20 protein-coding genes are annotated in these 20,861 nt (G+C 40.9%); 8 read left to right on the plus strand and 12 right to left on the minus strand.

Translation table 11 applies throughout. The annotated features are described in order from the left end of the window. Positions 1 to 149: 149 nt before the first annotated feature. The 4 genes from FY557_RS09755 to FY557_RS09770 form a co-directional block, all read right to left on the minus strand. Positions 150 to 449 carry a hypothetical protein gene (locus FY557_RS09755; RefSeq protein ID WP_149247061.1) on the minus strand — a complete coding sequence of 100 codons (300 nt, stop codon included), beginning with the start codon at positions 447 to 449 and terminating at the stop codon, positions 150 to 152. 58 nt (positions 450 to 507) lie between these two features. Further along, complete coding sequence (locus tag FY557_RS09760; RefSeq protein WP_149247062.1) at positions 508 to 1,482, minus strand: 2-hydroxyacid dehydrogenase; 975 nt, start codon at positions 1,480 to 1,482, stop codon at positions 508 to 510. 116 nt (positions 1,483 to 1,598) lie between these two features. After that, complete coding sequence (locus FY557_RS09765; protein WP_149247063.1) at positions 1,599 to 2,078, minus strand: hypothetical protein; 480 nt, start codon at positions 2,076 to 2,078, stop codon at positions 1,599 to 1,601. A gap of 127 nt (positions 2,079 to 2,205) precedes the next feature. Next, positions 2,206 to 2,856, minus strand: a complete 651-nt coding sequence (locus FY557_RS09770) for a protein-L-isoaspartate(D-aspartate) O-methyltransferase (RefSeq protein ID WP_149247123.1) — start codon at positions 2,854 to 2,856, stop codon at positions 2,206 to 2,208. A gap of 320 nt (positions 2,857 to 3,176) precedes the next feature. Between FY557_RS09770 and FY557_RS09775 the strand changes: the two genes are divergently transcribed. The 7 genes from FY557_RS09775 (at position 3,177) to FY557_RS09805 (ending at position 10,909) form a co-directional block, all read left to right on the plus strand. Further along, the gene (locus tag FY557_RS09775; RefSeq protein WP_149247064.1) at positions 3,177 to 4,139 is read left to right on the plus strand and encodes a Gfo/Idh/MocA family protein; all 963 of its coding nucleotides are present in this window, start codon (positions 3,177 to 3,179) and stop codon (positions 4,137 to 4,139) included. A 771-nt stretch (positions 4,140 to 4,910) separates the two neighbouring features. Beyond that, complete coding sequence (locus tag FY557_RS09780; protein WP_149247065.1) at positions 4,911 to 6,632, plus strand: cellulase family glycosylhydrolase; 1,722 nt, start codon at positions 4,911 to 4,913, stop codon at positions 6,630 to 6,632. A gap of 367 nt (positions 6,633 to 6,999) precedes the next feature. Then, complete coding sequence (gene bla-A, locus FY557_RS09785) at positions 7,000 to 7,878, plus strand: CGA/CIA family class A beta-lactamase (protein WP_149247066.1); 879 nt, start codon at positions 7,000 to 7,002, stop codon at positions 7,876 to 7,878. Between the two features lie 31 nt (positions 7,879 to 7,909). Further along, entirely contained in the window at positions 7,910 to 8,341 is a 432-nt protein-coding gene (locus FY557_RS09790) for a hypothetical protein (RefSeq protein ID WP_149247067.1), read from the plus strand. Positions 8,342 to 8,350: 9 nt separating this feature from the next. After that, a complete protein-coding gene (locus FY557_RS09795) occupies positions 8,351 to 9,241 on the plus strand; it encodes a 3-hydroxybutyryl-CoA dehydrogenase (RefSeq protein ID WP_185151700.1) in 891 nt (296 codons plus the stop codon). A 73-nt stretch (positions 9,242 to 9,314) separates the two neighbouring features. Further along, positions 9,315 to 10,631, plus strand: a complete 1,317-nt coding sequence (locus tag FY557_RS09800; protein ID WP_149247069.1) for a hypothetical protein — start codon at positions 9,315 to 9,317, stop codon at positions 10,629 to 10,631. 38 nt (positions 10,632 to 10,669) lie between these two features. Next, positions 10,670 to 10,909, plus strand: coding sequence for a hypothetical protein (locus FY557_RS09805; RefSeq protein ID WP_007845674.1), 240 nt, complete (start codon positions 10,670 to 10,672; stop codon positions 10,907 to 10,909). Positions 10,910 to 10,958: 49 nt separating this feature from the next. Here FY557_RS09805 and FY557_RS09810 read toward each other — a convergent pair whose 3' ends face one another. The 3 genes from FY557_RS09810 to dnaN all read right to left on the minus strand — a co-directional run bounded on the left by FY557_RS09810 (position 10,959) and on the right by dnaN (position 15,614). Continuing rightward, the gene (locus tag FY557_RS09810; RefSeq protein WP_149247070.1) at positions 10,959 to 11,366 is read right to left on the minus strand and encodes an META domain-containing protein; all 408 of its coding nucleotides are present in this window, start codon (positions 11,364 to 11,366) and stop codon (positions 10,959 to 10,961) included. A gap of 256 nt (positions 11,367 to 11,622) precedes the next feature. After that, positions 11,623 to 14,025 carry a phenylalanine--tRNA ligase subunit beta gene (pheT, locus tag FY557_RS09815; RefSeq protein ID WP_149247071.1) on the minus strand — a complete coding sequence of 801 codons (2,403 nt, stop codon included), beginning with the start codon at positions 14,023 to 14,025 and terminating at the stop codon, positions 11,623 to 11,625. Between the two features lie 458 nt (positions 14,026 to 14,483). Beyond that, positions 14,484 to 15,614: a DNA polymerase III subunit beta gene (gene dnaN, locus FY557_RS09820; RefSeq protein WP_149247072.1), complete on the minus strand. Its 1,131-nt coding sequence runs from the start codon at positions 15,612 to 15,614 to the stop codon at positions 14,484 to 14,486. A 197-nt stretch (positions 15,615 to 15,811) separates the two neighbouring features. Here dnaN and FY557_RS09825 point away from each other — a divergent pair, with 197 nt between their 5' ends. Further along, positions 15,812 to 16,168: a diacylglycerol kinase gene (locus FY557_RS09825; RefSeq protein WP_149247073.1), complete on the plus strand. Its 357-nt coding sequence runs from the start codon at positions 15,812 to 15,814 to the stop codon at positions 16,166 to 16,168. 117 nt (positions 16,169 to 16,285) lie between these two features. Here the strand turns inward: FY557_RS09825 and FY557_RS09830 are convergent, their stop codons facing one another. The 5 genes from FY557_RS09830 to FY557_RS09850 all read right to left on the minus strand — a co-directional run bounded on the left by FY557_RS09830 (position 16,286) and on the right by FY557_RS09850 (position 20,815). Further along, the gene (locus FY557_RS09830; RefSeq protein WP_149247074.1) at positions 16,286 to 16,903 is read right to left on the minus strand and encodes an SGNH/GDSL hydrolase family protein; all 618 of its coding nucleotides are present in this window, start codon (positions 16,901 to 16,903) and stop codon (positions 16,286 to 16,288) included. A 17-nt stretch (positions 16,904 to 16,920) separates the two neighbouring features. Next, positions 16,921 to 17,304, minus strand: coding sequence for a barstar family protein (locus tag FY557_RS09835; protein ID WP_149247075.1), 384 nt, complete (start codon positions 17,302 to 17,304; stop codon positions 16,921 to 16,923). A gap of 138 nt (positions 17,305 to 17,442) precedes the next feature. Next, positions 17,443 to 18,807: a hypothetical protein gene (locus tag FY557_RS09840; RefSeq protein WP_149247076.1), complete on the minus strand. Its 1,365-nt coding sequence runs from the start codon at positions 18,805 to 18,807 to the stop codon at positions 17,443 to 17,445. Further along, positions 18,807 to 19,769: a hypothetical protein gene (locus tag FY557_RS09845; RefSeq protein WP_149247077.1), complete on the minus strand. Its 963-nt coding sequence runs from the start codon at positions 19,767 to 19,769 to the stop codon at positions 18,807 to 18,809. The genes FY557_RS09840 and FY557_RS09845 overlap by 1 nt, the downstream gene beginning before the upstream one ends. 14 nt (positions 19,770 to 19,783) lie before the next feature. Beyond that, positions 19,784 to 20,815, minus strand: a complete 1,032-nt coding sequence (locus FY557_RS09850) for a hypothetical protein (RefSeq protein ID WP_149247078.1) — start codon at positions 20,813 to 20,815, stop codon at positions 19,784 to 19,786. Positions 20,816 to 20,861 lie beyond the last annotated feature (46 nt).

Genomic DNA, 20,861 nt, shown 5'->3' on the forward strand with positions numbered 1-20,861 from the left:
TACATTCTTTAATCATAAGCATTTATTTATATAAAATTAATACCATAAAAATTTTATAAATTACATTTCAATAATTTAAATATTACGCATTGCATAAAAAAAACCTTACTTCGTAAAGTAAGGTTCACATTATTTTTGAAAAGAGTATGCTACGTTAAAACATCATCATTCTGTTCTTCATGATCGTCATCGTTATCACTTATGCTCCAATAGTTGTTTTCTTCATCCTCGGTGCCGATCTCTTCCATTTCGTCATCATCTTTAACTCCGGGAATATCGAGACCTTTATCTATCTTATCTTCATCGGTTTCCTCTTTTTCATTAAAGACCGGCTTTCCGTTGCCATCCAGAGGAATATGCTCCTCCTGATTGAAAATATCTTCACTGGGCATATAATCTTTCTGCTCCAGTCTTCTTTCCTGTTCTTGTTCGCTATTTTCAGATATCATACTGTTGTTGTTTAGTGTTGATAAACAAAAACAAAAATAATTCCAAGATTTCAAAAGATTAAGAATACACTTCCGGATTTACACAGGCCGGCATCGGTTCCCCTTTTGAAAAAGCGATCAGGTTTTCCGCCGCTACTTTTGCCATTCCGGTTCTTGCCTCAATAGTGGCCGACCCGATATGCGGCAAAACGCAGACGTTGGAAAGCTCAAGAATCGGATCTTCCTTAAAGATCGGTTCAGGATTCGTCACGTCCAGCCCGGCACCCCAGATTTTATGTTCCGCCAACGCATCGTACAGGTCTTTCTGATGATGGAATCCGCCTCTTGCGGTATTGATGAAAATGGCATTGCTCTTCATCTTTTCAAAAACAGAAGCATTGAAAAGTTCTTTCTGGTCCGCTTTAAAGTTGGCGTGAATACTAAGGACATCGGACTTTGCAATCAGCTCATCAAAAGAAACGTATTCCGCCTCCAATTCCTTTTCGGCTTCTTCGCTGTGGCTGCGGTTGTGGTAAATAATTTCCATTCCGAAAGCGGCCTTTGATTTTTTTGCCATTTCCATCCCGATCCTTCCCAATCCAAAAATCCCCAACGTCTTTCCGTACAGCTCCTGCCCCAGCGCATGAAGCGGATCAAAATCGCCCCAGTTGCCCGATTTCACTTTTTCAAAATTGTAGCTGGCCCTTCTTGCCACCGACTGCATCAGCAGAAAGGCGATATCGGAAGTCGCTTTGCTTAAAACGTCCGGGGTATTTCCTACCGGAACCTTTCTTGTAACAGCTTCTTTTACGTCTACATGATCAAAACCTACAGAATATAAGGCAATGGCTTTTACGTCCGGACATGCATTGAAAAAATCCTTATCATACCTGAATTCGCTGCCCACACTCAGGATCAGATCCGTGCTTGTGCAGTAATTCAGCCATTCTTCGTGTGATAAATTTTCGTGTTCGGGAATAAAAATTTCCAGCCCTGCCTCTTTCAGCATCCGGATTCCGTCTTCAGGGATTCTTTTGGTGATGAATACTTTCATTCTTTATTTTTATCTGGATTAGTTGATTTTATTATCATTTTCAGGCAACAAAAAGCAAACCATTCGATAAAGTTCCATTGATTTGAAACACGAGCCGTTCCGTATTTTGGGATCATTTATTCTTTTTCCATCAGATAGCCTGGCTTTTTAATATAGTATTCGGTTATACCGTTATTGACTTTTACAAAATTGAAAGTCTGTTTTGCCCTGTCGTCGTACATTAAGGTAAGCTTTCCGTTTTCTAGGGTATATTTTCCCGTAAGTTCTTCGTATTGTCCGAGATCGCCGTTGAGATCTACAAACCGGAAATCCCCGTTTCTGTTGAACCACATGGTTTTTTCTTTGTTTTTGCGATCCTTCCAGGTTCCCAATAGATTATTGATATTGGAAAGCGAGGGATCTTTTGTTACCATTTCTTTTCTGGAAGGCCGTTCAGTACCGGCCGGTTCAGTAGTAGTCTGTAAAAGCGAATCTTTTCTATTTAATTCCCTTTCTTTTAATTCCAGCTCCTTCTCCTTTAGTTCAAGTTCTTTCTTTTTGGCATCACAGGAAAATAGTGAAAAGGCCAGTACGGCCCCAATGAACATTTTATTCATGATTAAATTATTAGTTTTTCCAAATGTATAAAAATAAAATGTAAACCGGATGTTCTGACATACAAAACCCCGCTCCCTGATCAGGAATGAGGCTTTACTGAATATTTTTTAAATGTTATGTATTAAATTACTGATTGGTATTTCCCAGCATCGGAACAAATTTATAAGCTCCGAACTCCTCTTTCTCGAATTCGGTCTGGGAAGCTTTCGTAAAACGGTACAATACCTGCTCGTCGGCCGGTCCCAGAGGGATTACCATTTTACCCCCTACTTTCAGCTGCTTCAGCAATTCCGTCGGCAAGACGGAGGCTCCGCAGGTAACGATAATTTTATCGAAGGGAGCAAAGGTGGGAAGTCCCGCAAACCCGTCTCCGAAGCTCTGGAATTTAGGGTACAGGTTCATTTCTCGAAGCTTTTTCTTTGAGAAATCAAAAAGGTCCTTTTGCCGTTCAACTGTGTAGACATGGGCTTTCATTGCCAGTAAAACCGCGGTCTGGTATCCGCATCCGGTTCCTATTTCCAGTACTTTTTCGCCCGGTCTTACCTGCAGCAGCTCCGACTGTTCTGCTACCGTGGAAGGATGGGAAATCGTCTGGTGCGCCAGGATGGGAAAAGCCCGGTCTTCATAAGCAAAATCTTCAAAAATACTTTCGATAAAAAGGTGTCTCGGAACTTCATTCATCGCTGCCAGCACGTGCTCATCCGAGATTCCGATCCTGTTTCGCAGATAATCTACTAAAATCTTTCTTTTTCCTTTATGTACAAATGAATCCTGCATCATGGGCGCTGTTAGGTTTACGGAATAATTTTCGCAAAAATATAAAAACATTCACTACCTGTCAACCCCGAAAGCCCAGGGAGTATATTAAATTAATGTGTATGACCGGAACAAATTCGGTCTTGCTCATTCATTTGCAACGCAAAATTCACCATTGACCATTGACTATTCACTTCCGGATCCCGTTGCGATTTCCTAACAATATGCTTAAATATACGGTCAGAAGATTTTAAATGGTTATATTTTATTTCTCCGACCTAAAATCTATCATCCCGGCTGAACCCTTAAATTTATTATCTTTACCGAAATTTAATACAGCTATGTTAAAAGCAGGTTTGGTAGGTGCCGGACACTTGGGAAAGATCCATTTACGGCTTCTCAATCAGTCGGATAAATATGAATTTGTAGGGTTTCACGATAAAGATACAGAAAACGGAAGGAAACTGGAAGCCGAATTCGGATACCGGTATTTTGAAAATTTTGATGAACTGCTGGAGCAGATCGATATGCTGGATATCGTGACACCAACCGTTTACCATTATGATTATGCCTTAAAAGCCATCAAAAATGGCCTTCACTTTTTTATTGAGAAACCGGTAACCCAAACGCTGGAACAGGCTGAAGAAATCCTCATAAAATGTGAGGAAAAAGGCATCAAAGCACAGGTCGGACACGTTGAAAGGTACAATCCTGCCTTTATTGCAACCAAAGAATACATCAATAACCCGATGTTTATTGAAATCCACCGCCTGGCGGAGTTCAATCCGCGCGGAACGGACGTTTCGGTAGTTTTGGACCTGATGATCCATGATCTCGACATTTTATTGAGTATCGTAAAATCAAAAGTGAAAAACATCCATGCCAGCGGGGTCTGTGTCGTAAGCAAAACCCCGGATATTGCCAATGCGAGAATTGAATTTGAAAACGGCTGCGTGGCTAATTTGACGACTTCCAGAATTTCCATGAAAGCCATGAGAAAAAGCCGTTTCTTCCAGAAAGATGCATACATTTCGGTAGATTTCCTGGAGAAAAAAGCGGAAGTGATCCGGATGAAAGATGCGCCTGAAACCCCTACTCCATTCGATATGATCATTGAAAATGCGGAGGGCGAAAAAAATCAGATCCTGTTTGAATATCCGAATATCCAGCCGAACAATGCCATCTTAGATGAATTAAATTCTTTTGCGGATTCAATTACCGAAGACAAGCATGTGGAAGTTTCCATAGGGGATGGCACGGAAGCGTTGAAGGTAGCGCTGGAGATTATGAAATTAATCAGTTAGTAAAGAAAATTAAAATTTGAAAATAAAGCCTGCTTTTCACAGAAACCATTTTTCTTTCCTGCCACGAAGAGAAAAATGGCTGGGAAATAGATTGTGAATTTGAAAAAAGCAGGCTCCAAATGATGTCAGGTATGAAAACTACATCTGGACCATCTTTTCGCGGCCAGGTCAAGATTTTTCTCGGACAAGAAGAAGTTATCAACTTCTGAATCAGAATAATATAAAAACAGGAATCCTGTTTCCGTTCCATATCTTTCATTGCCGGATGACAGGTAACCAAGATTGTTATGAGAAAGGAACGAACAGGCTTATCCAGAAAAAATTTGGTGAAAACTGATCTTCCTTACGCTACATCGGTAACCAACAATTTGTAAAAGGCCATCCGGATGAAATTTTTCCCTACTCCGAATACGATATGACCGCAGGAATTTCTGATACATCTTCCGATGGTCAGTTTGATAAAATCCGCCGGCTGTATTCCTTGCAGTATCCTCCTGAAACCTATATTAAGAAACCATCCGGGAACAGTTCCTCAGCTTCATCTATTCTGACTAAAAAGGAGAAATCAAAGATTTATCGGTAGAAAGTAATTTTCAGAATAAAAAAAACAATATATTTGAAAAACAATTCAACAGACAATTGACAGATTTTGTTTTACATACAAAATGGATTCCTGCAAGAATCAATACCATCCATGCAGATGCTTACATGGATGTAAACATCAGTTACCATTAATAAATTATCCCTTAATATTTAAATAATTAAACCATTATGAAACGAGCCGTCCTATTATCCGCTTTTTTATTGTCTCAATTTGGGACATCACAGCTTTTAAAAACACAGGGTCAGAAAATTGTTAATGATAAAGGTGAAAATATACAGTTGAGAGGCCTGGGCCTTGGAGGTTGGATGCTGCAGGAAGGCTATATGCTGAAAACGGCCGATTTTGCCGGTCCGCAATACAAAATCAAGGAGAAAATTGCAGAACTGATCGGTGAAGCCGGAATGAATGAATTTTACAGAGCCTATCTGAAAAACGGCATTACCAGACAGGATATCGATTTCCTGAAAAAATCGGGATTCAATTCCATCAGGCTGCCTATGCACTATAATCTTTATACGCTACCGATTGAAAAAGAGCCGGTAAAAGGACAGAATACCTGGCTTAAAGAAGGTTTCGATATGACCGACAATCTTCTGAAATGGTGCGCTGATAATAAAATGTACCTGATCCTTGATCTTCATGCTGCCCCGGGCGGACAGGGAAATGATGTGAATATTTCCGACAATGACAAATCGAAGCCGTCGCTTTGGGAAAGCGAGGAAAACCAAAAGAAAACGATTGCGCTCTGGAAAAAACTGGCGGAACGGTATAAGGATGAGCCCTGGATCGGCGGTTATGACCTCATCAATGAGCCGAACATCAATTTTACCGGAAAAAACCCGAACGGAACGGATGAAATGTCCAATGCGCCGCTCTGGAAACTACAGAAGGAAATTACCGAAGCCATCCGAACGGTGGATAAAAAGCATCTCATTATCCTTGAAGGAAACGGCTGGGGTAATAATTATAACGGTTTAACACCGCTTTGGGACAACAATATGGTGTTCAGCTTCCATAAATACTGGACCTTTAACGATGATGCCGCTTTAAAACCAATCCTGGAGCTGAGAGAAAAACACAACGTGCCGATCTGGCTTGGAGAAACGGGAGAAAATTCCAATGTCTGGTTTACGGAACTGATCCGGCTGCTGGATAAACACAATATCGGTTACGCCTTCTGGCCGATGAAGAAGATCGACAACATTGCCGGCATTACCAACGTGAGAATTACGCCGGAATATGAAAAACTGCTGGAATACTGGAAAAACGGCGGTGAAAAACCTTCTAAAGAATTCGCTGAAAAAGCATTGATGCAGATTGCCGATAATTATAAGTTCAGCAATGTGGAGATTAAAAATGACGTGATTGATGCCATGTTCAGACAGACCACCGACGGCTCTACAAAACCTTTTAAAAAACTTCAGGCTCCCGGGAAAATCTCTGCTACGGATTATGACCTGGGCAGAATAGGCGCCGCCTATCTGGATCAGGATTTCATCAACCTGTGGGTAAGCGATCCGGCAAAAAGATCCGAATGGAATTCCGGAAACCAGCTGAGAAACGACGGCGTTGATATCTATAAAGGTAAAAACAATGAATACTACGTCGGAAAAACGGAAAGCGGGGAATGGCTTCAGTATACCGTTAACGCAAATTCCGGTAAAGCCTACACTTTCGGTATCAGCTATGCAAGCACAGGCCCTGCAAAGATTAAAATTACGGATGCTTCGGGAAAACAATTGGGCATTGTTACCCTGCAGCCGACGGGTGGAAATGAAGCCTGGAAAACAGCATCTCTGAAAGGGATTAACCTTAAAAAAGGGGAAAATAAAATCCGAATTTATTTTGAAAATGACGGGGTAAACCTGAAGAGTTTTGAAATGAAATAAGAAAAATCAAATTTGATAATCCCTTTTAATTTTTTAAGAGGGATTTATTTTTTAGAATTTATTAAATCTGTTTGTCTGTGGAAAGTAGCACCGGGTTTCACTTGGTGTTATTGTTCTTTCGTTTCTTCAGAGCTTAAGATTAAAGGAATTACAATCGGTCATACGTTCAAAACATAAAATTCATCTTTAAAGACTGAAAGAACAATAGATATATTTATGATTCACAACGATTTGAACAGCGTTATTTAAATACAATCATCTGTGAAAACCGGTGATATCTACAAAAAATTCCGGTGCTTCAATCATGACTACCGGCTGTTTAAGATTAAAAGCCTTATCTTTAAATTCAAATCTATTTAACAAAAAAATGAAAAAAACCATTCTTTTATGCCTTTTAATTTCAGTACTGGGTTTTGCGCAGCAGCAGAATCCGGATTCAAAGATCAATTCAATTATTCAGGATAAGAAAGCAACCGTCGGGATTTCGGTCCTGGGTTTTGAAAATGGTTTCAAGTATGATAAAAACGGGGATCAAAAGCTTCCGATGCAGAGTGTCTTTAAGTTTCATATTGCAGCGGCGGTTCTGGATTTTGTGGATCATGGAAAACTTTCCATGGATCAGAAAGTTTCTCTGAGTGCATCGAATTTACTGCCGGATACCTGGTCGCCGCTCCGGGACAAATATTCAACTGGCAGTGCGGCGGTTCCTTTAAGTGAGATTATTGAGTATACCGTAGCCAAAAGCGATAACAACGGCTGCGATATTCTTCTGAAACTGCTGGGCGGCACAAAAACCGTTCAGAAGTTTATGGATTCCAAAGGGGTAAAAGGTTTTCAGATTAAATACAACGAAGCGGAAATGCACCGGGACTGGAATGCCCAATATAAAAATTACAGTACCGCGGTTTCCGCCACCGAGGTCCTGAAAAAATTGTATGACGGAAAACTGCTTTCCAAAAAGTCAACTGAGTACCTGATGGATGTTATGCTCTCTACGTCCACGGGAATGAACAAACTGGTCGGACAGCTGCCGAAAGGCACTCCTGTGGCAAGAAAAACGGGAGCTTCCGGGAAGAATAATGCCGGATTAACAGGTGCTGAAAATGAAATTGCCATTGTCACCCTGCCCGATGGCAAGCATTATGCAATAGCTGTATTCGTCAGTAACTCAACGGAAACGCAGGAGGTGAACTGTAAAATGATCTCGGATATTTCAAAGTCGGTCTGGGATTATTTTAATAAGTAAAAATTTAAGCTTAATTTTAAAACCGTTAAAAATGAAAAAAGTATTAGCAACCATAGGATTATTCAGCTCGGTCTTATTTTTTGCCCAGAAAAGCGAAAACTATCTTCAGGTAGGATATGCCAGCGTGTGCTGCGGAACACCCTCCGATAAGCCGGTCATGGATTACCTGGCCCAGTTTAAAAATAAAAACAGAGTCAAGAATCTGGAAATTTACCAGCAGACGGGCCGTGGACGGGAAGGTGAATACAATCTGTATATCGGAACGGACGGATTATCCCGGACGCAGAAGTCTGCTTTTATCAAAGGCCTGAAAGCGACGGTTATCAGCCAGAACAAAACAAGGAAATCGGAAAGTACCGGTCTGGTGAACTTTGATGAGAACGAATCCGTAAAGAAAGCCGATCTGATGAACGCAAGGAATGTAACGCTGATATCAACGAATAAAATAATTAAAACTAAATAAGGAAAAATGATCAAAAACATTGTAGTTATCGGAGCAGGAACCATGGGAAATGGTATTGCACACACTTTTGCCCAAAGCGGATTTCAGGTAAATCTTGTGGATGTATCCCAGGAAGCTTTGGAAAGAGGACTGAAAACCATTACCACCAATCTTGACCGAATAATTGCAAAGGGAAACCTTACGGAAGAACAGAAATCGGAAACTCTAGGAAATATCTCCACTTTTACAGCGCTTCAGGATGCCGTGGGAAATGCCGATCTGATTGTGGAAGCAGCGACCGAAAATCAGGAACTGAAGCTTAAAATTTTCGGACAGATGGATGAATTCGCACCTGAAAACTGCATTCTCGCGACTAATACTTCTTCGATTTCCATTACAAAAATCGCAGCAGCTACCAAAAGAGCGGATAAAGTAATCGGAATGCATTTCATGAACCCGGTTCCGATCATGAAGCTGGTAGAAATCATTAAAGGTTACTCCACTTCCAAAGAGACTTTTGATGCAATTTACGAAATGAGCAAAACATTAGGAAAAGTGCCTGTGGAAGTGAACGATTATCCCGGTTTTGTAGCCAACCGAATCCTGATGCCGATGATCAACGAATCGATCGAGACGCTTTACAACGGCGTTGCTGGCGTTGAGGAAATCGATACGGTAATGAAGCTGGGAATGGCCCATCCGATGGGACCGCTTCAGCTGGCGGATTTTATCGGCCTTGATGTCTGCCTGGCGATTTTAAACGTGATGTACGACGGTTTCAAAAATCCTAAATATGCACCGAATCCATTGTTGGTTAACATGGTGATGGCCGGAAAGCTGGGTGTAAAATCAGGAGAAGGGTTTTATGATTACTCAGAAAGCAAAAAGGCGGAGAAAGTCGCCAAAATGTTTTCAAAATAAGGCATTGACGGGAAACAATGAATTGTGAGCCTCCGGAATTGACTGGCTTTGCAAAATTCATTACTTTTCCGCGATGAAAATTAAAGAAAAGAATATTCAGATATTACTGGTCATCATTACTTTAGTGATGACCATTTTTCGTTTTCTGCTTAATGAGAAAGGGCGGGTGAACCCGGATTCGATACGCTACATGCGTTTTGCGCATGTCTTACCAGCTATTGATAATACCACAACCCCTTTGGGGTATCCGGCGGCGATCAGGTTGTTTACCTGTTTCGGGCTTGATGAATTCTGGGGCAGCAAAGTGATCGGAATCCTGGCTTTTTTCTTCATTATTTTATTTACCTGCCAAAAGAAGTTTTTTTTCAGGGAATCTGTTGTCCTGTGTTCACTTTTCAGCTTTCTCTCTATTTTTTCTTTTACGATGAGCGAAACGCTGATTTTACCTTTTGTCTTCCTGTTTCTGTATGTTTCAGCATTGATTATTGAAGGCAGGCTGGAAAAAGGCAAAGCGGTGTTTTATCTTTCATTAAGTTTAATTGCACTGTACAATATCCGGTACAGTTCGCTCTTCATTATGGGTGGAACGGGACTTTTCGGATTGGTGTTTTTTAAAAGAACATATTCACCGGCGTTTATTATTTCCGGCATTATTGCCGGAGCCTTTGTGCTTTTGTATAAACTTCTGTTCATTGATTATTTTAATGAAAATTATGTCAAGCAAGCCCTTGAAATCGGCCTGCACCCTACTTCAAAACTGCTTGTTGAACTTTTCCAGGGATTGTGTACTGCTTTTAACCCGTTTATCCATATTTCGGATCCCGGCGGCGGAAAGATCAATTATGCGATTTACGGAATCGGGTTTCTGAATATAATTGCTATGGTTTATGTATTTGTAAAACATAAGCTTTCGGAAACCGGAGCTTTCTTTACCTTTGTAGGGGTTACCGGGATTGTCTGTTCGTATTTTATTCAGTATTTCTATTCGGTAAATCCAATTGATTACCGGCTCCTGGCCCCTTTCAGCATTCCCATCTGGCTCATCTACCTTAAAAAGCTGTTTCAGATCGCCGGCCTTAAAGCTTACGCCATCGGCTTCTTAAGCCTGGCTTCGGGAATGCTGTTTACCTGGCTTTCCAAAGGCAACTATCTGGAAAACAGAAAAGAAATGAAACAATTTCTGCAGTCTGAAAAGCTGGATCATGTTCCTCTGAAATTTTACCTTGAAACCACTGAAGATCTCGACAAGATTCAGGTTGCAGAACTGATAAGCACAGTAAATGCGAATGTATCCCTGACTTTCAGGCCGAAAGATACGCTCCAGAGAACTACGCTGACGAGGTATAAAGTTTTGCAAAAAATAAAGATTGACAGGAACAAATACCAATAATTTTATTATCTTTGATTTAAAGTTAAAACATTAAAAAAATGAAATTACCAAAGTTTTTATTAGCAGATAATTCGGAATTTCCAGAGGATTTGTTCGTAGTTCATACAGAATATCCAAGATTCATCCTTAACGTTGAGGAAGAAGAGGTTGAGTGGCTGGATGATCTGGAAGGTGATGATGAAGAAACCATGGCAGATGAGGCTACCAAAGTAGTGGAGGCTGCATTTAAATGGTGTGATGAAGAGTTGGCTAAGTACGACGAAGAAGAGGAAGAATAATAACGACCCGAATATAAAAAAAGGAACTCTGAAGAGTTCCTTTTTTGTTTTATTGTGCTTTATTGAATTTCAGGAGTAAAAGATTATCCTGGTACAACTCTAGTACATTTCCGGTAATCACATATTTGTTGGCTTTTGCCATCATATCCATGAAGTTCTTTTCCACGCTCATATTTTCACAAGCCATTTTTGTAGAACCCATCTGTCCGGCAGAGAAATTTCCGGTAGAAGGCTCTACCCTCGCTGTTCCGAAGTAGTTGTTGCACCCCGCATTCCCGTTTATTTTTTCGCCGTCGATATTCAGCGTAGGAATTTTGCCTTTCACATTATCGGCCAGTGCCCACTTCGTTCCGGAAAGTGCAGGCTGCGCCTTTCCTAATTTTGCAGAAGAACCTGCCGTTGCACCACAGGAAACCAAAACCGCTGCCATTCCTATACTTAAAAAAAGATTTTTCATTTTTTTCCTTTTTGATTTGAATCAAATTTACGAATTATTATGATGCAAACGGGCTTTCCCGGGATTTTATTGTCCTGAAAGTGGCTTCTATTACGGTAATTTACTGCAATTACCTGCAAATCCTGCCAGGGTTAAATTCCTGACAAGACTGTGCGCCGGACTGTTTTCTTTTCCTGAAACGTACTGACCGACAACCCAATTCAGGACAAAAAAAACGGACCGAAGTCCGTTCTTTGATATTTAAACTGATAAAGAATTATCCTCTCAATTCTGCATTAAATTCTTTCTGGAAAGATTTCACCAGAGAATCCATGACAGCAGCAATTTCTTTTTCTTCCAATGTTTTTTCCTCGTTTAAAAGCTCAAAGCTCATCGCGTAAGACTTTTTACCTTCGGGGAGATTTTTGCCCTCATAAACGTCAAATAAGTTGATGTTTTTGATGTAAGGCGATTTATTTTTTTTAGCGGTCTGATAAAGATCCTGATAATTTACACTCTTATCCAACAGCAAAGCCAAATCTCTTCTTATCTTATTGAATTTAGGAATGTCACTGAATTTAAGCTCATTTTTAGAACGCAGCTCCTGGGCAAATTCCAGTTCGATTTCGGCATAGAAACATTCCTGGTCGATATCAAAATCTTTAAGCATCTGAGGGGCTACTTTCCCGATTCTTACCAATGCTTTTCCATCCGCTTCATAAGCCAGCGCATCGGAGAATCTTTCGTCGGATAAAGCCACTTCGTTATAATCAACGGCCAGTTTTTCCAGCAACACTTTTACATAAGCTTTCAGATTGTAGAAGCTTGTGGCGGATTTCGGCTGCAGCCAGTTTTCAGATACTTCCCTTCCGGATACCAGGATGGCCAGTTGTTTTCTTTCCTCGTATTTTTCTCTTTTATGATAAATTTTTCCGAATTCGAAGAACTTGATGTCCTGGTTTTTTCTGTTGATGTTATAGATCGCGTTCTGTAAAAGCCCTTCCATTAGAGATTTTCTCATAAATGCCAGATCATTGCTCAGAGGATTCAGCAATTTTACGGCATCCGTTTCATCTTTTACGGAAGTTAATGAATTGTTCATCACTTCGTTGAAGCCTAAGCTTTGTAACGTTCGGGCCCAGTTGTTTTCCAGTTCGTCCTGATCCTGCGCACTGAGTTTCACCGGGGTAAATGATATCTTTTGCGGCGCATCGATCTTATTATAGCCATAGATTCTTAAAATCTCTTCAATGACGTCGATTTCCCGGGTCACATCGGCCCGGTATGCCGGAACAGAGATTTCATAACCGTTCTGAATTTCGTTCAGCACCTGGATTTCAAGGGCTTTCAAAATTTCTTTCACTTTTTCCCTGTGGATTTTTGTTCCTAAAATCTGTTCGATTCTTGAAAATCTGATGATAACATACTGATCTTCAATTTTCTTAGGATATTCCTCCAGCAGTTCACCGACCAGCTTTCCTTCTGCCAGTTCCTGAATCAGCTTAACCGCATGGGTAATGGCTGTTCTGGTGATATTCGGGTCTACGCCTCTTTCAAATCTGAACGAGGCATCGGTATTCAATCCGTGGAATTTTGCACCTTTCCGCACCGCTACCGGATTGAAGTAAGCACTTTCCAGGAATATGTTTTCAGTCTCTGCAGACACTCCGGAATCAGCACCGCCAAAAACTCCGGCAATACACATCGGCTGATCATTTCCGTCCTTGATAATGATCTCAGAACCGTTTAAAGTTCTTTCCACGCCATCCAGCGTCCTGAATTTTGTTCCTTCCTGTACGGTTCCTACCTTTACTTTTTTACCGGCAATCTTATCGGCATCAAAAGCGTGAAGCGGCTGTCCGTAGCCGTGAAGGATATAATTGGTAATATCGACCACGTTGTTGATCGGGCTTAAACCGATGGCTTTCAACCGGTCTTTCAGCCACGACGGAGAATCCGTAACTTTTACATTTTCAATAACCGCACCGATATACCTCGGGCATAGTTGTGCATCTTCCACTTCCAGCGTAAACTCATGAGAACCTTCATTATTTAAAACAAGAGAAGATACCTTTTCAAATTCTGAATTCTGCTTGTTGGTGGAAAGATAAGCGTGAAGGTCTCTCGCCACTCCGTAATGGGACATGGCGTCGGTTCTGTTCGGTGTTAATCCGATTTCCAGGACTTCATCGGTAGTCAGTTCAAAATAATCAGCAAAATTCTTTCCAACTTCATACTTCTCTTCATCCAGCACCATGATGCCCCCGTGATCGTCACCAAGACCCAGCTCGTTCTCCGCACAGATCATCCCCTGGGAAACTTCCCCTCTGATCTTGGCTTCCTTGATTTCAAAAAAGTTTCCGGTTTTATCATAGATTTTTGTTCCGACAACCGCCACCGGAACCGTCTGGCCGGCTTCCACATTCGGAGCCCCACAAACGATATGCAGCACTTTTCCGTTTGCTACCTCTACCGTTGTCTTTTTCAGCTTATCTGCATTCGGATGTTTTTCGCAGGTAAGAACCTTACCGACCACAATCCCCTGCAGGCTGCCTTTTATGCTTTCAAATTTTTCTATCCCTTCAACTTCCAGACCAATATCTGTAAGGAACTCACCGATTCTCTCCGTTTTCAATTCCGTTCTGATGTAGTCTTTAAGCCAGTTGTTTGATATTTTCATTGAATATATTTTGAATTTTTGTACAATTTTTACTGTACGGTTTTAAGCGTACAAATGTCGTGTTTTTTTGATAAATACAGAAATTTATAACAGATTTTAAGAGTTAAATTTTAACCCGAATATCTAGTTTTAACATTGATTATACCGGTATTTTTTTTAGATTAAGCATAAAAATTGGGAAGAAAATTAATGAAGTAAATCTGCATTCAATTCTGTGAGTATAAGGAGAAGTAAAGACATGTGAAAAGCTTTTAACGCTATCGACGAACAGACCCATTACATTCAGCAAATGACAGTTGTGAATATTATAAACCTTTCCAATTCAGATCAATTAAACTTTTTGTCTAATTTCTAAACTTTGTCACTGATCCTGGTTTTTCCGGCTTTTTAAATCCGTTGCATTAAAAAAGAGGCTTTGAAAATCAAAACCTCTCTCTGTATTTTATGCAAAATTGCTGTTACAATCCGATTACCGGCATCGACAGCATCAGGATGCTTTCATTATCTTCAAGACCGTCAAGAGGTTCAATGATTCCCGGTCTGTTTGGCTGGGACATCTTCATGGTAATATCGTCTGATCCGAGGATCGTCAGCATTTCCGTTAAAAATTTGGAGCTGAACCCGATGTTGATGTCTTCCCCATTGTAGTCGCAAGGAATCTGCATGTCCGCCTTGTTTGCATATTCCGTATCTTCTGCATGAAGATGAAGGATGTTTGCAGACAATTTAAACCTTACCTGGTTGGTCGATTTGTTTGACATGATCGATGCTCTTTTGATCGCGCCCAACAGAAGGTTTCTGTTGATTGTCAATACATTCGGGTTTTCTTTAGGAATTACTGCAGTATAGTTCGGGTATTTTCCGTCGATCAGCCGGCAGATCCAGACATGCTTACCGAAGGTAAATTTAGCCATGTTCTCATTGAATTCGATGGTTACGTCTTCATTTGAGCTTGCCAGTATATTTTTGAAAATGTTCAGCGGTTTTTTCGGCATGATGAATTCCATCGGCTCGGCGTTCATCAGATCCGTTCTTTTATATACCACAAGTCTGTGTGAGTCCGTAGACACAAAATTGGTTTCGTTTTCTCCGAACTGGAACAGGACTCCCGTCATTACAGGACGCAGGGAATCGTTGCTCGTTGCGAAAAGCGTATTCGTCAATGCTTCGGATAAAACCCCGGCAGACATGGTTACGCTCTGGGCAGCATCGAATTCCGGCAGTTCCGGATAATCATCTGCATTGTCCAGGGCCACGGCGAAGTTATCTTTTTCATCTAAAATCTCAAGCTGACTTCCCGTTCCTTCCGCATTATCCTTTACGACCAGCGTAAGCGGCTGTTCTCCGTAAGTCTTGATAAAATCCTGAAAAATCTTTGCAGGTACGGCAAATTTACCCGTATCATCAGATTTCCCCTCAAGAGAAGTCACCAGCGTTGTCTCGCCATCGGATGCAGTAATGGTAACCTGAGTTCCGTCTAATTCAAAAAGATAATTTTCTAAAATCGGTCTCGACTGAGAGCTTGATATTACGCCACTTACAGTTTGCAAAGCCTTCTGCAGTTCTCCACTTGAAATAATAAATTTCATAGATTTAAAAATAAGTTTTTACAAATATAATAAATAGAAAAGAGATGGAAAAGAATAATTCCGAGAGTTATTAACAACCATCAAAAGAATTTTACAACCATTTCTGTTTCCTGCCGATATCCCAAAGATATCTTTGCCGTACTAAGATAAGGATTTTCAACGATGAATTTAATTATATTTGCAGATAATCTTTCATTATGCGAAAACCACTTCTCCATCAAAGTTTCCTGAATGCTTTCCGTGGGATTTTCATGATGATAAAAAGTGAAAGGAATTTCCAGCTGGAGGTGGCCGCGTTTCTGATCAATCTGTTTTTAATTTTTTACCTGCATCTTTCAACACTTGATTCCCTACTGATCCTGATTGTCTCATCAGGTGTACTGGCAGCGGAAATTTTCAATACGGCTATTGAGAAAATCTGTGACATCATTCAGCCTGAATTTGATCAGCGGATCGGTTTCATCAAAGACATTTCTGCAGGCGCGGTTCTGCTGATGGCTCTGATTTCCGCTATTACAGGAATTTTGGTGTACTGGAAATACTTTTTTATTTAGGTTCTGGCTAACGCCCGACAGGATCATGTTCAGTAGAAACGGGCCAAAGCTGCTCCTATTGATCCCCTTACATATTTACCTGAACTGTTTTTAAGTCCTTTTTAAGACAGTGCCGTTTCAGAGATATTTTTCAATAATCTGAATCGCCATTTCTACCATGATTCCGTAGCCTTTTTCGTTGGGGTGGACGCCGTCTCTGGAAAGCAAAACCTCTTTATCGTCTACAAATCCGGAGTAAAAGTCCAGATAGTGCAAAGCATTTTCATCAGCAATTTCTTTCAGCACCAGATTGTATTTCAAAATATCCGCCGTGCTTCTCAATTTTCCGGATGCTACTTTAATACCATCTATTCTTTCGGCAACAGGAAGAATGCTGATCAGATAAATATCTTCCGCATATTGTTTTGCTTTCTGAACTGCCGTTAAAATATTTTCTTTAAAACGCTCCGGTTTTATGGCCTGCACTCCTTCCTTTATGGCCAGATCATTCGCTCCGTAACCGATGAATACTATATTTCCTTCCGAAGAATTACGTGCTTCCATTTCATTTGAAATTCTTTTGACAAGCCCTTCGGTTGTTTCACCTCCGATTCCCAGATTAAACACAATCAGCTCGTTACTTCCCTCATTGTATTTCTGCAAGGCATACCGCTTTAAAATATCCACCCATCCTCCGAATACGCCGTCGTACTCTCCATAGGTAATGCTGTCACCGAAAAATAATCCGTACTTCATTTATTGTTTGTATTAAATCAAGCCAAAATTAGCGTAATCTTTTGATGGGACTGTATAATTTCCACTAAAATTTCAAATAGGGTCTGCCCTTTCCCTGCCACCAGTTCATCCAGTTTATGCCGGATTAACATGACGTTAAACGGTTTTCCCTGTCTGATTTTGTTTTCATAAAACTCTTTAGTCAGATCGAATCCCAGCTCTTCCCTGGACTTCTGAGAATCTTTCCAGGTAATTTGCCCCTGAAATCCATACAGGATATCATCAAAACCGTCCAGCGTTCCGACTTTCCAGTCCTCGTCCTTCATCAGCAGCCGGGAAATCTCTTCATAGAATCCTTCCAGATCTGAAAAATGACGGCCGTTGATGACCGTCATAATGTGTTTGTTATTTTCTTTTTCCATTTTTGTTACCAAAAAGTACAACTTTTCGCTGGTTTTGATCAGTTTAAAGTTACAGCTTTCTTAATTTATAACAAATAATTCTATTGCTTAAAAATGGGGATGTATTGCAAATCACCAATATAAATAGGAGCACAGTTTCTATTTTAAATCTGTATTCCTCTCACCTTTAATCTGATGTTCAACTTTTTCATTGGGTTCAGAACGGATGCCCTGTACTGAATCCTTCACCGGTATTGCGGCAACGGTATCCTTTTCGGGTATATTTTGGTTAATTTGGTTGTGATTCAGTTTGGTAACGACCCGCCTTTCTTTTTCGTACTGTTCCACGTAAAGCCATACCAGACCTGCAATTGCAGCCACCAGCAGGACGGATAGAACAACGGTCGCAATTTTAAAAGGATCTGACCGGTCTTTATTTTCTTTTCGTTCGCGTTCATAATGGTAAAAATGATTTCCCGACTGTCTGAAAGATGCCGGTCTGGATGCCGGTCTCGGATCGGAAACCGTTGCCAGGTCAGGTATTTTTAAATCCCTGATATTTTCCGTAAAAACATTTTTATTTTCTTTATAAGCATTTCTGATGCTGTTTAAAGCCGAACTGTCTGCTGTTTTCAGCTGATGTAACAGTTCATCGATTTTCATCGAAAATGTCTGATAGACTTCATTGATCCGGGCCAGATTCTTTTCAGATTCTTCAATTTTTTCACCGTTTGCCGCGTGCTGCTGTTTATTTTTTTCAATTTTAGCTTTACAGTCTTCACGGGTTTGTTTTTCAGCATCTTTCAGCTTTATTTTTTCCTTTTCAAAGTCTTCAACGGCTTCCCGGATCTTCCGCTTCCTTTCTTCCGCCAGCCTACGGATTTCGTTTTCAAACCCGTCTTTCTGCACAAACTGGAATATGTTTTTCTGGTGGACGAGCTTTGCGACTTCCTGGTTCGACGTAAAATAAATCGTATCATACATATTGAGCAAATCGAGGGATCTTTTGAACATCGACTGTAATGCAGATGGATTTGTTTCACAATATACCATTAACTGTTTATTGGTTATTTCGGCAGAATCCAGCATATCGATTTTCTTCAGGTTGAATCTGACTTTATCAAAGTCGGAAAGTTTGCTTACTGAAAAGTTATCTGAATGATTAACGGAAAGCGTATCATTTTCCACATTTTTGCCGATCAGGTTTTCATGAAACTCATTCAGGCACCGGATGGTAATATTTTCCTCTGCAATTTCATCAATAAACAGGATGGCAGATCCGATAAAAGATCCTTCCCTTGCGGAAGTCGGTTCCTTCGCATAGGTATACACTGCGTAAGCAATCATAAACGAACCATCCCGGTATTCTTTCCTAATCGAATACAATGTACTTTCGGGATAGACCCGTATGGAACCTCTGATGTCAAAGGTTTTTACCAAAAGGGGATTTCCTGCAAAAAAGGTCTGGGTAAACCCGTTGGGGTTCCCGAATGTTCCGAAGGCGATTAAATTAACATTGCTCATCAATTGGTAAAGCTAAATTTTATACGTTCCCAAAAAGTCCCTTCATAGTACAGCGGATATCCTGAAATGCTTTCATAAAGCCATTCCGACAGCTTCTTGGCCCGGTCCAGATTCAATAAGGTCACTCTGTTGGTATCCTCATTTAGTTCGCCTACGGTATAGAATGTTTTCGCCAGGCTGTAGGTATCCATTGCAGTGGAAGTCATCGGAAGCCTCTCTCTGACGAATTCGTCCAGCTGTGTTGAATCCTCAACTTCTGTCCTACCGGATTTATCCCACTTGGAAATGACCAGAATAATATTGACGGATCTTAATCTCTTCTCGTATTTCTCGAGCTTATTTAAAAAAGTATTGATTAAAATATCATCTTTATGCGCACTTTCATAACTTGTTACAATAATGAAAGTAAGAGGCAAATGGGCTGAAAGATAAGTTTCTATACTGCTGTGATAGTTTCCTCCTCTCCTGATTTCGTTATGGTTTTCTCCCGAAGTTTCCAAAAAAGTAAGATTGATAGGATTTACTTTCTTCGATTTATTGTTCGGTTCAAAAACCAGGTCCAGTCTGGTTACCTGATCTTTAACCGTTCCTGCCGGCAAAATACCTTTGCTGATATTCTCAAAAAAATCGTACAGCAGACTTTCCGCCTCCGCTGTATTCGGCGTTCCTATTTTCGGCCTTATCACTCCCGCTGTTGAACGGAGGTAATACAGCATGGTAGCCAGTATCACCGACTTTCCGGAAGATGCCGTTCCGAAAAAGAAAACAAAATTGCTGTCCTTATTCTTAATTTCCGAGACATTTCCTTTAGCAATAGGTACAAAATGATCATCGGCGGTTTCTTTTTTATCATCAAATGACAACGGCCTTAGTGCATCGTCATCATCAAAATTCAGAGGTTTAAGTTCTTCATTGCCTTTATTAAAAGACAGTGGTTTCAGAGATTCGTTATTCCAATCCATGTTTTTCCCGTTTATCAGATTATTGTTTTTCCGCTGCGCCTGCTGTTAAAAATACTTTCATTCCGCCCTGTATTCCTGTTGTTTTCCGTCGGCATCAAAAGAATAATCAGCATGATCCCGAAATCCAGCAAAATGCATCCGGCAAGTACGACCAATGGGAACATTCCGAAATTTTTGATCGCATGGCTGAAGGCATATCCTATTTTCCCGACTTCCTGCGTTTCCGAATGTGCCGGTTCAAACTTCAGCTTGTCCCTTCCCAGAATCGATTCCGCTTTGCTGCCCAAACGGTTGTATTCCGTCAGGGAATTATCGATCTGGCCCTGCGCCATCCCATTGATCACATCCGGCGTCATCTGTAAAAGGCTCTGAATTTCTTTGTTCCATCGTAAGGAAGCATCATTGATGTCGCTCATCAGATTTTTCTCTTCGGGTGTCAGGTTGTATACCATCTGAACAACCTGTTCTTCCATCCGGTCTGCCAGATCGGCATATCCTTCCGGGGTTTCACTCACCGGGGTAAGCGGGGTTACTTTCTTACCGATCATCTTTTCGATTCTTGCCAGGATCTGTCTTGCCTCCGGGCCGATCCCCACGTTTTTGGGATCACTGATCTGGATTTTCAGAAGGTTCAGCTCGCTTCTTATGGCCTGCCGTACTTTAGCATCCGGTACCGAATAATTCAGCTTGGATTCAACATCAGTTTCCAGCCTGGTGAATTTTTCATTAACCTCCCGCAGCTCGGTCGTGTAAATATCGGTTTTCATGAAGCGGGTGTACAGCGCATTGAAATTTGCTACAAAGCAGAAGATGGCGAAGAAAAAATAAATCCATCCCAGGGATGATGCAGATCCTCCGCTGGTCTTCGCGCGCCTGATCTGCCAGAGAAGGAAAAGAAGAATCAGGGAAAGCACCAGGGCAACGATGAAGGAACTTCCTCCAAAGATCTGCTGCAGACCCATCCAGGTCTGATAAAAACTCACGCCGATCAGCATGACCGCCAGGATACCGAGAAACAGGTCGGTTACCGTAATCTTTGTATTCATAGTTAAAAGTTGTCTTGTTTTAGGTTCTTATTTAGGACGGCAAGGT

Source organism: Chryseobacterium sp. SN22, assembly GCF_008329705.1.
Taxonomy (GTDB): domain Bacteria; phylum Bacteroidota; class Bacteroidia; order Flavobacteriales; family Weeksellaceae; genus Chryseobacterium.

Coding starts and splice junctions, on each gene's coding strand:
- FY557_RS09830 (WP_149247074.1), bottom strand. CDS start 16,903: ATGAAGTACGGATTATTTTTCGGTGACAGCATTACCTATGGAGAGTAC.
- FY557_RS09805 (WP_007845674.1), top strand. CDS start 10,670: ATGAAATTACCAAAGTTTTTATTAGCAGATAATTCGGAATTTCCAGAG.
- FY557_RS09835 (WP_149247075.1), bottom strand. CDS start 17,304: ATGGAAAAAGAAAATAACAAACACATTATGACGGTCATCAACGGCCGT.
- FY557_RS09845 (WP_149247077.1), bottom strand. CDS start 19,769: ATGGATTGGAATAACGAATCTCTGAAACCACTGTCTTTTAATAAAGGC.
- pheT (WP_149247071.1), bottom strand. CDS start 14,025: ATGAAAATATCAAACAACTGGCTTAAAGACTACATCAGAACGGAATTG.
- FY557_RS09800 (WP_149247069.1), top strand. CDS start 9,315: ATGAAAATTAAAGAAAAGAATATTCAGATATTACTGGTCATCATTACT.
- FY557_RS09765 (WP_149247063.1), bottom strand. CDS start 2,078: ATGAATAAAATGTTCATTGGGGCCGTACTGGCCTTTTCACTATTTTCC.
- FY557_RS09840 (WP_149247076.1), bottom strand. CDS start 18,807: ATGAGCAATGTTAATTTAATCGCCTTCGGAACATTCGGGAACCCCAAC.
- FY557_RS09790 (WP_149247067.1), top strand. CDS start 7,910: ATGAAAAAAGTATTAGCAACCATAGGATTATTCAGCTCGGTCTTATTT.
- FY557_RS09770 (WP_149247123.1), bottom strand. CDS start 2,856: ATGCAGGATTCATTTGTACATAAAGGAAAAAGAAAGATTTTAGTAGAT.
- FY557_RS09775 (WP_149247064.1), top strand. CDS start 3,177: ATGTTAAAAGCAGGTTTGGTAGGTGCCGGACACTTGGGAAAGATCCAT.
- FY557_RS09850 (WP_149247078.1), bottom strand. CDS start 20,815: ATGAATACAAAGATTACGGTAACCGACCTGTTTCTCGGTATCCTGGCG.
- dnaN (WP_149247072.1), bottom strand. CDS start 15,614: ATGAAATTTATTATTTCAAGTGGAGAACTGCAGAAGGCTTTGCAAACT.
- FY557_RS09760 (WP_149247062.1), bottom strand. CDS start 1,482: ATGAAAGTATTCATCACCAAAAGAATCCCTGAAGACGGAATCCGGATG.
- FY557_RS09810 (WP_149247070.1), bottom strand. CDS start 11,366: ATGAAAAATCTTTTTTTAAGTATAGGAATGGCAGCGGTTTTGGTTTCC.
- FY557_RS09825 (WP_149247073.1), top strand. CDS start 15,812: ATGCGAAAACCACTTCTCCATCAAAGTTTCCTGAATGCTTTCCGTGGG.
- bla-A (WP_149247066.1), top strand. CDS start 7,000: ATGAAAAAAACCATTCTTTTATGCCTTTTAATTTCAGTACTGGGTTTT.
- FY557_RS09755 (WP_149247061.1), bottom strand. CDS start 449: ATGATATCTGAAAATAGCGAACAAGAACAGGAAAGAAGACTGGAGCAG.
- FY557_RS09780 (WP_149247065.1), top strand. CDS start 4,911: ATGAAACGAGCCGTCCTATTATCCGCTTTTTTATTGTCTCAATTTGGG.